Source organism: Streptomyces sp. NPDC026589 (assembly GCF_040638385.1).
In the GTDB taxonomy this organism is placed as follows: domain Bacteria; phylum Actinomycetota; class Actinomycetes; order Streptomycetales; family Streptomycetaceae; genus Streptomyces.
Map to the genome: position 1 here is coordinate 79,043 of NZ_JBEZYG010000021.1, position 15,163 is coordinate 94,205.

15 protein-coding genes are annotated in these 15,163 nt (G+C 71.4%); 9 read left to right on the forward strand and 6 right to left on the reverse strand.

Annotated features, from left to right (window positions below):
- Window positions 1-49: 49 nt before the first annotated feature.
- Window positions 50-877, forward strand: a complete 828-nt coding sequence (locus AB0F29_RS30395) for a MerR family transcriptional regulator (protein WP_361878622.1) — start codon at window positions 50-52, stop codon at window positions 875-877.
- Window positions 878-963: 86 nt separating this feature from the next.
- Here the strand turns inward: AB0F29_RS30395 and AB0F29_RS30400 are convergent, their stop codons facing one another.
- Entirely contained in the window at window positions 964-2,184 is a 1,221-nt protein-coding gene (locus AB0F29_RS30400) for an amidohydrolase family protein (protein WP_361878625.1), read from the reverse strand.
- A gap of 302 nt (window positions 2,185-2,486) precedes the next feature.
- Here AB0F29_RS30400 and AB0F29_RS30405 point away from each other — a divergent pair, with 302 nt between their 5' ends.
- Both AB0F29_RS30405 and AB0F29_RS30410 read left to right on the forward strand, forming a co-directional pair.
- Window positions 2,487-5,453: a BTAD domain-containing putative transcriptional regulator gene (locus tag AB0F29_RS30405; protein WP_361878628.1), complete on the forward strand. Its 2,967-nt coding sequence runs from the start codon at window positions 2,487-2,489 to the stop codon at window positions 5,451-5,453.
- A 189-nt stretch (window positions 5,454-5,642) separates the two neighbouring features.
- The gene (locus AB0F29_RS30410) at window positions 5,643-5,804 is read left to right on the forward strand and encodes a hypothetical protein (RefSeq protein WP_361878631.1); all 162 of its coding nucleotides are present in this window, start codon (window positions 5,643-5,645) and stop codon (window positions 5,802-5,804) included.
- A gap of 130 nt (window positions 5,805-5,934) precedes the next feature.
- On the opposite strand, the gene AB0F29_RS30415 is transcribed toward AB0F29_RS30410, so the two are convergent.
- Window positions 5,935-6,285 (reverse strand): hypothetical protein, encoded by a 351-nt coding sequence (locus tag AB0F29_RS30415; RefSeq protein WP_361878819.1) that lies wholly within the window; start codon window positions 6,283-6,285, stop codon window positions 5,935-5,937.
- Window positions 6,286-6,361: 76 nt separating this feature from the next.
- A complete protein-coding gene (locus tag AB0F29_RS30420) occupies window positions 6,362-7,915 on the reverse strand; it encodes a FadD3 family acyl-CoA ligase (RefSeq protein WP_361878634.1) in 1,554 nt (517 codons plus the stop codon).
- Window positions 7,916-8,011: 96 nt separating this feature from the next.
- On the opposite strand from AB0F29_RS30420, the gene AB0F29_RS30425 reads away from it, so the two are divergent.
- The 3 genes from AB0F29_RS30425 to AB0F29_RS30435 are packed head-to-tail and all read left to right on the forward strand — an operon-like array spanning window position 8,012 to window position 10,410.
- Window positions 8,012-9,160 (forward strand): lipid-transfer protein, encoded by a 1,149-nt coding sequence (locus AB0F29_RS30425; RefSeq protein WP_361878637.1) that lies wholly within the window; start codon window positions 8,012-8,014, stop codon window positions 9,158-9,160.
- 4 nt (window positions 9,161-9,164) lie between these two features.
- On the forward strand, window positions 9,165-9,629 hold the full coding sequence (locus tag AB0F29_RS30430) for a Zn-ribbon domain-containing OB-fold protein (RefSeq protein WP_361878640.1): 465 nt from the start codon (window positions 9,165-9,167) through the stop codon (window positions 9,627-9,629).
- A gap of 4 nt (window positions 9,630-9,633) precedes the next feature.
- Window positions 9,634-10,410, forward strand: a complete 777-nt coding sequence (locus AB0F29_RS30435; RefSeq protein WP_361878643.1) for an enoyl-CoA hydratase/isomerase family protein — start codon at window positions 9,634-9,636, stop codon at window positions 10,408-10,410.
- A gap of 66 nt (window positions 10,411-10,476) precedes the next feature.
- On the opposite strand, the gene AB0F29_RS30440 is transcribed toward AB0F29_RS30435, so the two are convergent.
- The gene (locus AB0F29_RS30440) at window positions 10,477-11,004 is read right to left on the reverse strand and encodes a hypothetical protein (RefSeq protein ID WP_361878646.1); all 528 of its coding nucleotides are present in this window, start codon (window positions 11,002-11,004) and stop codon (window positions 10,477-10,479) included.
- Window positions 11,005-11,207: 203 nt separating this feature from the next.
- On the opposite strand from AB0F29_RS30440, the gene AB0F29_RS30445 reads away from it, so the two are divergent.
- Complete coding sequence (locus AB0F29_RS30445; protein ID WP_361878649.1) at window positions 11,208-11,894, forward strand: hypothetical protein; 687 nt, start codon at window positions 11,208-11,210, stop codon at window positions 11,892-11,894.
- A 124-nt stretch (window positions 11,895-12,018) separates the two neighbouring features.
- Here AB0F29_RS30445 and AB0F29_RS30450 read toward each other — a convergent pair whose 3' ends face one another.
- Window positions 12,019-12,558, reverse strand: coding sequence for a GNAT family N-acetyltransferase (locus AB0F29_RS30450; protein WP_361878652.1), 540 nt, complete (start codon window positions 12,556-12,558; stop codon window positions 12,019-12,021).
- Window positions 12,555-13,838 carry an XRE family transcriptional regulator gene (locus tag AB0F29_RS30455; protein WP_361878655.1) on the reverse strand — a complete coding sequence of 428 codons (1,284 nt, stop codon included), beginning with the start codon at window positions 13,836-13,838 and terminating at the stop codon, window positions 12,555-12,557. Before AB0F29_RS30455 ends, AB0F29_RS30450 begins: the two co-directional genes overlap by 4 nt.
- A 223-nt stretch (window positions 13,839-14,061) precedes the next feature.
- On the opposite strand from AB0F29_RS30455, the gene AB0F29_RS30460 reads away from it, so the two are divergent.
- On the forward strand, window positions 14,062-14,508 hold the full coding sequence (locus tag AB0F29_RS30460; RefSeq protein ID WP_361878658.1) for an ATP-binding protein: 447 nt from the start codon (window positions 14,062-14,064) through the stop codon (window positions 14,506-14,508).
- Window positions 14,509-14,764: 256 nt separating this feature from the next.
- Complete coding sequence (locus AB0F29_RS30465; RefSeq protein ID WP_361878661.1) at window positions 14,765-14,944, forward strand: FxLD family lanthipeptide; 180 nt, start codon at window positions 14,765-14,767, stop codon at window positions 14,942-14,944.
- Window positions 14,945-15,163 lie beyond the last annotated feature (219 nt).

The following is a 15,163-nucleotide window of genomic DNA, read 5'->3' on the forward strand; positions in this document are numbered from 1 at the left end:
GGCGACGCTTGACCTTGACCCCGTGTGAAGGGGTGCAGTGGGAGCCATCATGTTCACCATCGGAGACTTCGCCAGGTACGGACGGGTGTCGCCCCGGATGCTGCGTCACTACGACGCCATCGGACTGCTGCGCCCGGACCGCACCGACCCCGCCACCGGCTACCGCCGCTACGGCGCGGCCCAGCTCGCCCGGCTCAACCGGATCATCGCGCTCAAGGACCTCGGCTTCACGCTCCAGCAGGTGGGGGCGGTCCTGGACGAGCGGGTGGGCCCGGAGGAGCTGCGCGGCATGCTGCGGCTGCGCCGGGCCGAGCTGGCGGAGGCGGTGGCGGCCGCGTCGGCGCGGCTGGCCCGGGTCGAGGCGAGGCTCCGGTCGATCGAGAGCGAGGGGCACATGCCTGCTGACGACGTTGTGGTCAAGACCGTTCCGGCGGTCCGGGTGGCCGAGCTGACCGGGACGGCCGCGAGTTACCAGCCGCAGGACATCGGGCCGGTGATCGGCCCGCTGTACGAGCGGCTCTTCCCGCTCCTGGCGGGCGCCGGCCTCCGGCCCGCCGGTCCCGGGATCGCGCGTTACGAGGACGCCCCCGAGGGCGGCGGCGCGATCACGGTGCACGCCGGGGTGACGGTGTCGGCCCCGGTGGGCGCGGTCGGGGAGACGGGGGTGCGGGTGGTGGAGCTGCCGCCGTTCGAGGCGGCCACGATCGTGCACCGGGGCGCGATGGACGACGTCCTGTCGACGACCCACACCCTGGCCCGCTGGCTGGACGCCAACGGCTACCGCTCCACCGGCTACACCCGCGAGGTCAACCTGGAGTGCCCGCCGGACCCCGAGAGCTGGGTGACGGAGCTCCAGGAGCCGGTGGCGAAGGCCTGATCCGATCCGGTGCGTACGAGGAGGGGGCGACGGCCGCGAGAGGCCCCGCCCCCTCCCCGTACGCGGGCCCACGCCCACGCCCAGCTCTACGCCCCCGCCCAGAGCCCGTCCTCGGTGAGCCTCAGCAGCTCGATCGCGTTGCCGCGCACGATCCGGTCGACGACGTCCGGGGCCAGGTGGCCCATCTGCTCCTCGCCGACCTCGCGGGAGCGGGGCCAGGTGGAGTCGGAGTGCGGGTAGTCCGTCTCGTACAGCACGTTGCCGACGCCGATCGCGTCGAGGTTCTTCAGCCCGAACGTGTCGTCGAAGAAGCAGCCGTAGACATGCTCGGCGAACAGCTCGGACGGCGGCCGGTGGACCTTCTCGGCGACGCCGCCCCAGGCCCGGTTCTCCTCCCAGACCACGTCGGCGCGCTCCAGGATGTACGGAATCCAGCCGATCTGCCCCTCCGCGTACATGATCCTCAGGTTGGGGAAGCGTTCGAACTTGCCGCTCATCAGCCAGTCGACCATCGAGAAGCAGCAGTTGGCGAAGGTGATGGTGGAGCCGACGGCGGGCGGGGCGTCGGCGGAGGTGGACGGCATCCTCGACGAGGAGCCGATGTGCATGGCGATGACGGTGCCCGTCTCGTCGCAGGCCGCCAGGAACGGATCCCAGTCGTCCGCGTGTATGGACGGAAGTCCGAGATGGGGCGGTATCTCGGAGAACGCGACCGCGCGCACGCCCCGCGCCGCGTTGCGCCGGACCTCGGCGGCGGCTAGCTCCGCGTCCCACAGCGGGACGAGCGTCAGCGGGATGAGGCGGCCGTGCGCCTCGGGGCCGCACCACTCCTCCACCATCCAGTCGTTGTACGCTCGCACGCCGAGGAGCCCCAGCTCGCGGTCCTTCGCCTCGGTGAACGTCTGTCCGCAGAACCGGGGGAAGGTCGGGAAGCAGAGGGCGGACTGCACGTGGTTGACGTCCATGTCGGCGAGCCGGTCGGGCACCGAGAAGGAGCCCGGCCGCATCTGCTCGTAGGTGATGATCTCCAGCTTGATCTCGTCCCTGTCGTAGCCGACGGCGGTGTCCAGGCGGGTGAGCGGACGGCGCAGGTCCTCGTACACCCACCAGTCGCCGACCGGTCCGTCGTCGCCCTTCGCCCCCATCACGGGCGCGAACTTGCCGCCCAGGAAGGTCATTTCCTTCAGCGGTGCGCGGACGACGCGCGGCCCGGAGTCCGCGTACCTGGACGGGAGCCGGTCCCGCCAGACATGAGCGGGCTCCACCGTGTGGTCGTCCACCGAGATGATCTTCGGGAAGGTCTCCATGCGTTCCACGGTAGCGCCGATCTGACGAACCGTCAGCTATCGCGTGCGCATTGACATGTCGCACAGCGGGTGTACGACGCGTGGCACGGTTCCCGAATCGTTGTCGAGGGCTTGTGCAGAGCATCACCCACTGCTGACGAGCCCGCCCGAGACAAGGCAGACTGTTGAGCGCGATACCAGCGGTACCGCGCCATCCGGATGCCTACCGCACTTCGACGCACGGGCGGACATACGGACGCGGGCAGCACCGGCAGGATCCGCAGCCGAGCGGGACCGGCAGGCGAGCAGGACAGGGGGCATCAATGGACCGTGACAACGGGCCACGCGTGCGCGTACCGGAGCAGCGAGCTCCGGAGAAACCGGTTACGGCGGACGCCCTCAGATTCACCGTGCTCGGCCCCGTACGGGCCTGGCGGGGCTCGGAGCTGCTCTCCTCCGGCTCGCCCCAGCAGCGCGCCCTGCTGGCCGCGCTGCTGCTGCGCGAGGGCCGGACGGCCACCGCGGGCGAGCTGATCGACGCGTTCTGGGGCGAGGACCCGCCCTCGCAGGCGCTGGCCACGATCCGGACGTACGCCTCGCGGCTGCGCAAGATCCTCGGCCAGGACACCCTGGTGAGCGAGTCCGGCGGCTATGCGATCCGGACCGACCGGACGGCGCTCGACCTGACGCTGGCGCAGGACCTCGCGGCCGAGGCGGAAAAGGCCCGGGCGGCCGGTGACCGCGCCCAGGCGCGCACCCTGACGAACAAGGTGCTGGGCCTGTGGGACGGCGAGGCGCTGGCCTCGGTGCCGGGCCCGTACGCGGACAACCAGCGGACCCGGCTGGAGGAGTGGCGGCTCCAGCTCACCGAGGCGCGGCTCGACCTGGACCTGGAGGTCGGGTGCCACGCGGAGGCCGTCTCCGAGCTGACGGCGCTCACCGCCGCGCACCCGCTGCGCGAGAGGCTGCGCGAGCTGCTGATGGTGGCGCTGTACCGCAGCGGCCGGCAGGCCGAGGCCCTCGCGGTGTACGCGGACACCCGCCGGCTCCTCGCGGAGGAGCTGGGCGTCGACCCGCGCCCCGAACTGGCCCAGCTCCAGCAGCGCATCCTGCGCGCCGACGAGGAGCTGGCGCGCCCGGCGGACGAGCCGGCCCCCGCGCCCGCGCCGCTGAAGCCCGCGCAGCTTCCCGCCACGGTGCCGGACTTCACCGGCCGGTGCGCGTTCGTGTCCGAGCTGGGCAGCCGGCTGGCCACCGCCGGGAGTTCGGTGATGGCCGTCTCCGCGGTGGCCGGGATCGGCGGCGTCGGCAAGACGACGCTGGCCGTGCACGTGGCCCACCAGGCCCGCCGGCACTTCCCCGACGGGCAGCTCTACGTCGACCTCCAGGGCGCGGGGGCGCGGGCGGCCGAGCCGGAGACCGTCCTCGGTTCGTTCCTGCGGGCGCTGGGCACGGCGGACTCCGCGATCCCGGACACCCTGGACGAGCGGGCCGCGCTGTACCGCTCGACGCTGGACGGCCGCCGCATCCTGATCCTCCTCGACAACGCCCACGACGCCGCCCAGATCCGCCCGCTGCTGCCCGGTACGCCGGGGTGCGCGGCGCTGGTGACGAGCCGGGTGCGGATGGTGGACCTGGCCGGGGCGCATCTGGTGGACCTGGACGTCATGTCGCCCGAGGAGGCGCTCCAGCTCTTCACCCGGATCGTCGGGGCGGAGCGGGTCGGCGCGGAACGCGAGGCGGCCCTCGACGTCGTGGCCGCGTGCGGCTTCCTCCCCCTGGCCATCCGCATCGCCGCCTCGCGCCTGGCGGCGCGCCGCACCTGGACGGTCTCGGTCCTCGCCGCCAAGCTCGCGGACGAGCGCCGCCGCCTGGACGAGCTCCAGGCGGGCGACCTCGCGGTGAAGGCCACGTTCGAACTCGGCTACGGCCAGCTGGAACCGGCCCAGGCCCGCGCCTTCCGCCTCCTGGGCCTCGCGGACGGCCCGGACATCTCCCTGGCCGCGGCGGCGGCCCTGCTCGACCTGGACCCGCACGTGGCGGAGGACCTCCTGGAGGCCCTGGTCGACACGAGCCTGGTGGAGTCGGCCGCCCCGGGCCGCTACCGGTACCACGACCTGGTGCGCCTCTACGCGCGTGCGTGCGCCGAGCGGGACGAACAGCCGCCGGTGGAAAGGGAGCTGGCCCTGTCGAGGCTGCTGGACTTCTACCTGGCGACGGCGGCGGGGGTGTACGCGCTGGAGCGGCCGGGGGACCGGCTGGTGGATCACCTGGCGCGCGTCGACCAGCCGGGCCTGGTGTTCGAGCGGCGGGGCCCGGCGCTGGACTGGATCCACGCGGAGGCCGAGTGCATCCTGGCGTGCGCCCACCAGTCCACCGACTCGGCTTCCTTGCGCCGAGCGGCCGACCTCCTGCTCGCCGCGAAGGATCTACCCGAATCCGGGGCCAACTCCCGGCGGTACGAGCTGGCCGCTCAGGCGGTGCTCTCCGCCGCCGTTCGTACGGGCGATGTCCACACCGAGGGCAGGGCTCGTACGGCTCTCACGAACGTCTTTCACTTCGCGGGCCGGTTCGACGAGGCCGAGGAGGAGGCCGAGAAGGCCATGGCCCTCTCCGAGGCCGACGAGGATCCGATCCCCGGCGGGTACGCGGCGAACACGCGGGGCTTCATCGCGGTCTACCAGGGCCGCTACGCGGAGGCGGAGAAGTACCTGCAGGTGGCGATCGCCAGTTTCAGGAACGACGACAACTGGCCGAGCGAGGCGAGCGCCCTCTGCAACCTGTCACGGGCGCAGCTGGCCATGGGCCGGACGGACAGCGCGGTGACCCTGGCCCGGCAAGGGGTCGACATATACGACCGCCAGGGGCTGAGTCTGCGCCTGGCGAACGGGCGCTACGCCTTGGGCATCGCCCTCACCCAAGCGGGAGACCTGACTGACGCGCTCACCCAACTCAGCGACGCGCTGGACATCTTCCACGAGAGCCGTCAGCCGCTCTGGGAAGGAATGACGCACTTCCGCCTGGCTGAACTGCACCTTCTCGCCGGCCGTCCGACGCAGGCTGCCGCACATGCCGAGCAGGCCATCGCACTCCGGGGTATCGGAGGGGAGTGGCGGCGGGCAACCGTGCTGACCGTCCTGGGAAAGGCTCTGAAGCTTCTGGGCCAGGTGGACCGGGGGCACGCGTGCTGGGTCGAAGCGCTGACGATCTTCGAGAACCACGGCTCGCAGGAAGCGGCGGAGGTTCGCGGCCTTCTGTCCCCCCTGGACGCGGACCAAAGGCGCCGCTGACAGGGCGTTCATCGTTCGTTTATCCCCCCACGGCACTCTCATCCCTAGGAATCCGTCGCGTCGGGGGGCAGACGGATCCTCCGGCGGCCGCGGCGTTAGATTAGGCGGCCCCAGCCCGTCCGGCGACCTCCGGGGGAGTCTCCGGACGGGCTTTCCGGCCTTGTCCGCTGATCCACGTTGGAGCGAACCATGAGCGACATCAACAAGCCCACGATCAATCCGAAGCCTCTGGACGACCACATGTCCGGTGCGGACAAGGGTCTCGTGGGGCCCCAGGACGACCACATGTCCGGTGCCGACAAGAATGTCGCGAAGCCCCAGGACGACCACATGTCCGGAGAGCAGCCCTAGCCGACCGGGCGACATGGAACGGCCGCGGCGACGCCGAGGGGGAGCCGCCGCGGTCGCGGTACGGGGGGATGTGTGAGGGGCCCGAGTCGGGGGAAGCGATCGGGCCCCTCCCGCATGTCCGGGACCGTGCCTACAGGCCGCGCAGCTGAACCCTCGGCCGGCACAGCTTCCCCAGGTCGTCCACGTCGGACGTGAAGAGCGCCGTCCGGCCCGGCTGCCGGTTCGCGAGCGCGGCAAGCGCGGCGTCCATGGCGTACTTGTGGCCGTCCAGTCCGGCCTCGCGCAGAAGGGGGATCGCCTCTTCGGCGATGTCCTTGGTGACGGGTTCGACGACCACCCGTGCCCTCGCCCAGTTCCACGCCGGCATGCGGATCTTGCCGTGATACGCCTCAATGAGCGTCATGGAACTGGTCACCACCCGGATGCCCGACTGGTGGGCTTTCGTCAGGATGCCCGTGAACGTGCGGTCCCGCAGCGCGATCCTGGAAAGCGCGTTGCGACGCCCTCCCTCGTTCACCCCATCCAGCGACACCGAACAAACGCCCGCAATCCGAGATCTACCGCCCCCGCAACTCCCCCTTCACCACCTTCCCGCTCGCGTTGCGCGGCAGCTCCGGGACGAATTCCACCGCCCTCGGCACCTTGAAGTTCGCCATCTCGCGGCGGGACCAGGCGATCAGGTCGTCCGCGGTGAGCGTCGCGCCCCGGCGGCGGACCGCGTACGCCTTGCCGACCTCGCCGAGCCTCGGGTCCGGGACGCCGATGACCGCGACGTCGGCCACGTCCGGGTGGAGGCCGAGGAGCTGCTCGATCTCGGCCGGGTAGGCGTTGAAGCCGCCCACGATGAACATGTCCTTGATCCGGTCCGTGATCCGCAGGTTCCCCGCCGCGTCCAGGACGCCCACGTCGCCGGTGCGGAGCCAGCCGTCCTCGGTCATCGTGGCGGCCGTCGTGTCCGGGTCCTCGAAGTACCCGCTCATCACGTGGAAGCCGCGCACCTGCACCTCGCCCGGAGCGCCCGGTTCCGCCAGGACGCGGAGCTCGGTGCCGGGGATCGCGCGGCCGGACGTGGTGGCCACGACCTCCGGCGCGTCGCCCCGGCGGCACATGGTGACGATGCCGCTCGCCTCGGAGAGGCCGTACGCGGTGAGGACCGTCGCGATGTGGAGTTCCTCGCGCAGGCGCTCCACCAGCTGGAGAGGGACCACCGCCGCGCCGGTGACGACCAGGCGGAGGGCCGACAGGTCGTGCGCGTCGCGTGCCGGGTGGTCCAGGAGCGACTGGTGGAGCGTCGGCGGACCGGGCAGGACCGAGATCCGCTCCGCCGCGATGTTCGCCAGCACCGTGTCCACGTTGAACACCGGCTGCGGCACCATCGTGGCCCCCCGCATCAGGCAGGCGATGATCCCCGCCTTGTAGCCGAAGGTGTGGAAGAAGGGGTTGACGATGAGGTAGCGGTCGCCTTCGCGCAGGCCCGCCAGGTCGCTCCAGACCGCGTACGCGCGGAGCGTCTGCGCATGGGTGATCACCGCGCCCTTCGGGCGGCCCGTGGTGCCGGAGGTGTAGACGATGTCGGAGGGGTCCGAGGAGGAGATGCCGGCGGCCCGTTCCCGTACGGCGGAGGACGGGACGCCCTCCCCCGCCGCCAGGAAGTCCGGCCAGCTCGTGTAGTCCTCGGGGGCCGTGTCCGCGAGGACCACCACCCGCTCCAGGTCCGGCAGTCGCACCTCCGCCCGCCGCAGCGACGCCACGTACGAGGTGCCCAGGAACGTGCCGGTGACGAACAGCAGCCTGGCCCGGCTGCGCCGAAGGATGTACGCCGCCTCCGTGCCCTTGAAGCGGGTGTTCAGCGGGACCAGCACCGCGCCGGCCGTCACCGCCCCGAGCGCGGAGACGATCCAGTCCGCGGTGTTCGGGGCCCAGATCGCCACCCGGTCCCCCGGCTCCACACCGGAGGCGAGGCACGCGGCCGCGGCCCGCTCCACCCGCTCGCCGAGCTCGGCGTACGAGAGCCGGGTACGGCCGTCGGCCACCGCCTCGGCGGGGCCGTACCGCCGCGCCGCCGCCCGCACCAGCTCAGGGATGCTGCCCCATTCCTCGTCTCCCCGCATCACGCGCCCTCCCGCCGTCGCAATAGCTGACTATCCGTCAGATTAGCGGTAGCCTCTGCCGCTGTCAGCAGGGGCGACGGTGCGGGAGGTCAGCGGATGGCAACGCTCAAGGACGCGACGGCGATAGCCGGGATCGGGCAGACGGCGTTCGCGAAACGGCTCCCCGAGTCGGAGAAGACCCTCGCCTGCCGGGCGATCCTGGCGGCCCTCGACGACGCGGGCATCGCCCCCGCCGAGGTCGACGGCTTCGCCTCGTACACGATGGAGGAGACCGACGAGGTGGAGGTCGCCAAGGCGATCGGCGCCGGGGACGTCACCTTCTTCTCCCAGGTCGGTTACGGGGGCGGCGGTTCCTGCGCCACGCTCGCGCACCTCGCCGCCGCCGTCGCCACCGGACAGGCGAGCGTCGGCGTGGCCTGGCGGTCGCGCAAACGCGGCTCCGGACCCCGGCCTTGGAAGAACACCGCCGTCCAGCTCCCCACACCCGCCCAGTGGACCCGCCCCTACGGGCTGCTGCGGCCCGCCGACGAGATCGGCATGCTGGCCCGGCGCTACATGCACGAGTACGGGGCCACCCGCGACCACCTCTTCAACGTGGCGCTCGCCTGCCGCAACCGGGCCAACCAGAACCCGGCCGCGATCATGTACGACCGCCCGCTGACCCGCGAGATGTACATGACGTCCCGCTGGATCAGTGAACCCCTCTGCCTCTTCGACAACTGTCTGGAGACCGACGGGGCGTTGGCCTGCGTGATCGTCTCCGCCGAACGCGCCCGCGACTGCCGGCAGAAGCCCGTCTACCTCCACTCCGTCGCCCAGGGGCTGCCCGCCCAGCACCACGGGATGGTCAACTACTGGAACGACGACCCGCTGACCGGGCCCGCCTGGACCGCCGCCCGACAACTATGGAAACAAGCGGACTTCGGACCCGAAGACGTCGATGTGGCTCAGATCTACGACGCGTTCACCCCGCTCGTCCCGCTCTCCCTGGAGGGCTACGGCTTCTGCGGGCGCGGCGAGGGCGGCGCGTTCACCGAGGGCGGGGCGCTGGAGAGCGGCGGCCGGCTTCCCGTCAACACCGGGGGCGGCGGCCTCAGCGAGGCGTACGTCCACGGCTTCAACCTCATCACCGAGGGTGTGAAACAACTGCGCGGCACCTCCACCGCCCAGGTTCCCGACGCCGCCACCTGCCTGGTCACCGCAGGTGAGGGCGTTCCGACGTCGGCCGTACTGCTGAGGAGTTGAGGACATGGCCGTGAACGATTCGAACGATTCCCTGCTGCTTCCCGTCGCCGACGAGGACGGCGCACCCTTCTGGGAGTACACCGCACGCGGCGAGCTTCGCGTTCAGGCCTGCGCCTCCCCCGCCTGCGGCGAACTGCGCTTCCCGCCCCGGCCCTGCTGCCCCCACTGCGGGTCGTTCGAGAGCGAGTGGCGGGTGATGAGCGGGCGCGGCCGGCTCTGGTCGTACGTCGTCCCGCATCCGCCGCTGCTCCCAGCCTATGCCGAACAGGCCCCGTACAACGCGGCGTTGGTGGAGCTGGCGGAGGCCCCGCACATCCGGATGGCCGGGAACGTCGTCGCCGCCCCGGACGCTCCGCTGAACTCGGTGGACCCGGCGCGGCTGCGGATCGGTGCTCCGGTGCGGGCCGTGTTCTGCCCGGCGGGGCCCGGCGGCGGGATCACACTCGTCCGCTGGCTCCTGGAGCGGTGAGCGGATGGCCCTGCGCATCGAGCGGGACGCGGAGACGGGGGTAGCGCTCGTCACCCTGGACCGACCGGCGAAACTCAACGCGATCGATCTGGAGACGGCCGAGGAACTCGTCGGGCTGTGGCGGGGCTTGCGTTTCGACGAGTCGGTGCGGGCGGTCGTCCTCACCGGGGCCGGGACGCGTGCCTTCTGTACGGGGATCGACCGGGGCGTCACCGTGCCGCAGCCCCCGTCCCCGTACGCCGTCGACGATCCCCTCCTGCGGATCGGCCCCAAGGCGAACGACCTGTGGAAGCCCGTGGTCGCGGCGGTCGAGGGGATGGCCTGCGGCGGGGCGTTCTATCTGCTGGGCGAGGCGGAGTTCGTGGTCGCGTCCCGGGAGGCGACGTTCTTCGACCCGCACACCACGTACGGGATGGTCTCGGCGTACGAGGCCATCGCGATGGCCCAGCGGATGCCGTTCGGCGAGGTCGCCCGGATGTCCCTGATGGGCACGGCGGAACGGCTGAGCGCCGGGCGGGCGTACGCGGTCGGCCTGGTCAGCGAGGTGACGGAGCCGGGCTGTGCGGTGGCGGCGGCGCTGCGGTCGGCGACGGTGATCGCCCGCTACCCGACGGAGGCGGTGCAGGGCACGGTCCGGGCGGTGTGGTCCGCGAAGGAGGCGGCCAGGACCCAGGCGATGTCCCAGGCCCCGGCGCTGATCGCCCTGGGCAGTCTGCCGCCGGAACGGCAGGCGGGGCTGTTCGAGGGGCGGGGCGGGGGCGGGGAGCCTCGGGTGCGGTGAGCGTTCGAGGGGCGCCCGGCGCGATGAGCCCTCTCCGTCCGTCGCGTCCGCGCGAGGCACCCGGTCTCAGAGGACCTCGACGGTCACTTCGCAGCCCTTGACCTTGGACACCTTGCGGGGGCTCTCCATACGCAGGGTGAAGGTGCGGACCTCGCCGTCGTCGAGGTTCACGGTGGTCTCGGCGGTGTCCATGGTGTTGCCGAAGGCGTCGACGAACCGCACGTCGATCTCGTACGCCCGCGAGCCCGGCTCGTTCGCCTTCAGCTCGATCACCGACGAGGTGACCGCCTTGCGCTTGCCCTTGCGGGGCTGGGCGCAGCGGACGACCCGGTAGGCGGGGGCGTCGGACGCGGTGGGTGTCGGGGTTCCGTAGGAGCCGGACGAGCCGGAGGACGAGGAGTCGTCGTAGTCCTCGTCGAAGTCGTTGTCCCGGTAGCCGTTGTTGCTCTTCTTCGAGCTGGAGCAACCGCCGCCGCCCGAGCTGCCGCTCTTGCCGCTCTTGCCCTTGCCGCCGCTGGACGAGGTGGAGAACCCGGTGAGCGCGAGCACCACCACGACCAGAACCGCCGCGAGCTTCGTCTGTCGCCGCATCATGGATGCAGCCCCCCTTGAGTTTCGTTGCCGGTACGTCGCGCCGATGGCGTGCGTCGTCACCCTCAGCATGCCGCACGCGACCCACGTCCAAGTCATGACCCTGTCACGGTCCCGTCATCGTCCGCATGGCGGGGGTGATCCTCCCGGCGTAGCGTCGGCTGCGGGGGGTGCGTGTTCGCGGGACGACGCCCTGGAGGCTGACGATGATCCGCAACGTCCTCGGCTCCCTCGTCGCCCTGGCCGGGGCGGCCTCGGCCGTGCTGAGCCCGTTCCGCGACTGGTACGCCGGGCGCGCGGGGCAGGACTACCGGGTGGAGGACCTCTTCGGAGGCATCACCGCCGCGGAGCCGGGGGTGCTGGTCTCGATGCTGCTGCCGTTCCTCGGCGCGGCGCTGCTGGTGATCGTGGGCGTGGTGCTCCGCTCGCGGCTCGTGGTCGCCCTCGCGGGTCTGGTGGTGCTGGGCTTCACGATCCTGTGGATGGTCCGCCAGGGGCAGGCCGCGGGGTCGCTGGTGGTGGCCGGGGACGGGTCCGGGCTCCAGGTGGGCGTGGTGAACGCGTTGGCGGGCGGGCTGTTGATGCTGATCGGGGCGCTGCTCATGAGCGGGCGGGCCCGGCGTGGCCGGCGGAGCCGGCGGGAGCGGGAGCCGGTGGAGCCGTACGCCGCGCCGGGGCCGGACCAGGTGGACACCTGGCCGCCGACGCAGGAGCCGGGGATGTCCGTGCAGACGTCGCCGTGGCCGGAGCCGGAGGTGGACCCGTACACGGGGCCCGACCCGCATGACCCCCGTACGCGGCCCTCTCCCCGGACCCAGCATCCGGAGGACGATCCCCGGGACCCGGTACACCCGCCGCACCGGCCGCCGCCTGCGCCGCCGACGCAGGGTTGACGGCCGCCCGGTCGAGGGTTCCGTCCTCAAACGCCGGACGGGCTGGATCACCCGTCGTCGCGGCCGTCCCCTTCGAGCGGTGCGCTGTTCGAGATCGAGGAGGGCAGGGCACAGTCGGTACCGATCAGCGGCTGGTGCGGATCATCACCGTGAGGACTGGTGAGGCCGGTGACGGCTGGCTCCGGCCGATGTCCACGTACCCCCACGACTTGTAAAGTGTGTGAACTTTTCCGTCGCCGGCCATGGGGTTGACCATCAGCGTGACGTACTTCTCGTCGCGGGCGGCGAGGAGGGCGTCGTGGATACGGCGGGCGGTGCCGGTCTTGCGCCAGGCCGGGCGAACGCCGATCTCCTTCAGGGCCATGGCCGGGTGTCCGGTGAACTTCTCCGCCGGCGTCGGGCTGGTGCGTTGCCAGTAGCGGTCGCCGTGCTCGATGGTGTTGCCGTACGCGTAGCCGACCGGTTGGCCGGCCGCGTACGCGAGCACGGCGGTAAAGCCTGGCTCGATGGCGTGCCGGTCGATGCGTTCTCCAAAGGCAGTCACCGCGTAGTTCGGCAGGTGGAGCAGCGGGGCACGTACCTCGGCGTAGACGTCGAGGAGATCGCCCCGGATGGCGTCCAGGTCGGTGCTGGTGCGCAGGTCGGTGGCGGGTGCCGTGGTCATGCGGCGGTCCTCCAGGAGGTCGTGTGCTCGGTCCAGGTTCGGACGGTGGCGCTGCGTGGGGCGGTGGCGCGGAGCGCGGCACCGAACTCCTGGAGCATGCGTGACACGCGAGCGTGGTGGGTGGCAGCATCCACGGGGACCTTCATCGCGGTGGCCGTTGCGGCCTCGGCAGCGCCCTGGGCGAGTAGGGCGTGTGCGAGCCGGGTTGTGGTGATGGCCCGGGACCTGACCATATGGGGCCGGAGCGAAGCCAGGCAGCGGTGAGCGTGGTATTCAGCGGTCGGGTAGTCGCCGAGCGACAGGTACCCGGAGAGGGCCAAGGAGTCCAATTCGGCCTGGTCGTAGAAGGCGAGCAACCAGACCGGCCGGTGGTCCGCGGGATCGGCGCGCAGCATGGCGTCCTGCGCCTGATCGAACGCTCGACGGGCATCGGTCCGGTTCTGGGCCGTACCGTGGATGGCGCCTTGGCGGGCCAGGCCGAGGGACGCGAACAGTGGGTCGCGGCGGGTGAGGTGCAGGTTACGGGCGACATCGTTGGCGGCGCACGCGTCGGCGGGACGGCCCATGTGGCGGTACATGGTGCCCGCGTGACTCCAGATGCGGAACTTGATCGCCTGGTCCCCCGACATCTCCGCGAGGGTCTGGGCCTCGCGCATGTGTGCCTTCGCGACGTCGTAGCGCCGGCCGTCGATGGCCGCCCACATCGCAGACGAGCGGAAGGCGGCGCCGGAGGCGTAGAGACTGCTGCGTACCCGCTGCGTGGCGCTGCCCGCGTTCTGGAGGTTCAGCGCCTCGTCGGCGAGCGCGGCGGCCTGCTCCTCGATGCCGGGTTGCCCGCCGTGGCGGTGGTCGCTGGCGATGATCTCGGCGAAGCGCTTGTTCAGCCGGTTGACGTCGCTCATGCCGATGCGGCGCGGTGACGCGGTCCCCGGGGCTGCTGCTGCGGCAGCTGCCGCTGCGATGCCGCCGACGAGGGTACGGCGCTTCATGTCGTGATCCTCCTGCTGTGATGGTGCTGGGGCGGGCGACGACCGCCCCCGTGGCACGAACCCTAAGGCGACGGCCGGTAATCCGGAGACGGCCTCAAGTGCGCTACGAGTCGCTGACTTCGGCCAGGTAACCCGGCCTGCTTTCCACGCGCGGATCGATGACCCGTCAAGCCCGCCAGGGTGGCCTGTCAGCCGTTCGACAGCCATGTTCACGGCGTCGGCCAGGCTGTTCGAGCTGTATCCGTGCTCGGTCATCCACGCCTCAAGGACGGTGTTGCGGATCGCGTCCATGCGGGCACGGTAGCCCGCGCACTCCCTCCTCGCCAGGTAAAGGGCAGGTCAAAACGCCCTAGGCAATCCCGTCAGGCGAGCACCTGAACGCCCTAACCAGCCTCCCAGGCAACGGGGTTATCTGGGTGTCGGTCGCTCCCCGCGAGCGGCTGTTGACGGCTCGGTCCGCCCTGAAGAGTCGTGGGGGTGGAACGGGCGCCGAGACGACACGAAGGCTCATCCCATGCCGATCCCGAGGAAACCAGTTGAGGCGGTCCTCACCAGCCATCCCACGTACAGCGAGGTCTTCCCGTGCGAGCCGTCCACGGCCGAGACCGGACGCAGACTCGTCCGGGGAGTTCTCGGGATCTGGCACCTCGACGACCTCGCCGACCGCGCCGAGCTGATCATCACGGAGCTGATCGCGAATGCTTCCAGGCACACTCCGTGCTCCGAGATCCGTCTCGTTGTCGGACGGCCGAGCGCGACACGGGTACGTGTCGGGATCGCGGACGAGGAACCTTCGCGCCTACCGGCGCTGAGCCATGCGGGTATCGAGGACGAGTCGGGCCGAGGGCTGCTCCTCGTCGATGCTGTGGCCGACCGCTGGGGCTGTGACCTTCAGAGTGCGGGCGGACGTCTGCGGGGCAAAGAGGTCTGGGCCGAACTCCGCGCCGGGGGCGACGAGTGAGAGCCCTTCTGCGGTGCCCTCGCTTCCTCTGGGCCCTCGCCCGCCCACGGCCAGCTCCACCCGAATCGGCTCCGACACAGAACTTCCCGGTGTGAGTGGTCGGTCTGGCCAGTGCCTTCTGCGCGGGCCCCGCCCCCTCGTGCCGGGAGGCCCGGAGCTGATCCGAGGACCAGCCGTCCGGCATCGCCCCTCTGCCAGCTCCTGGTGGGCATTCCAGCCCAGCTCAGCAACAACCAACGATGAAAAGGAGTGCAGCATGACGCGCAGCACCGTAGTTCCCAGCCGCACCGAGGTACTCCCGCAGATCCCGGGGGCATCGGACGGCTTCGACCTGGACGTCTCTCTCGTCGAGATCGCCGACCCGGCGGGCCTGGTCAACCTGACCGACGACAACTGCGGTTCCACCTGCGGAGCCTGCACCACCAACGTTGCCTGAACCAGCCCCCCGGTTCACCTCGGTCTGGTGCCGTCGCGTCTCCGCGCGGCGGCACCAGCCGCCCGCTCCTCACCTACGGAGGTATTTGGTGGTTGCTGCTCCGCCCGCAGCGTTCCGCACCGGGCCCACTGCTGTCGTGCGCGCCGTGGCTCGCCCCTCGCTGCCGTTTCCTCCATGCCCTGACAGCAATGACCGCTCGCCCGGCGGTTCGTCTGCCCG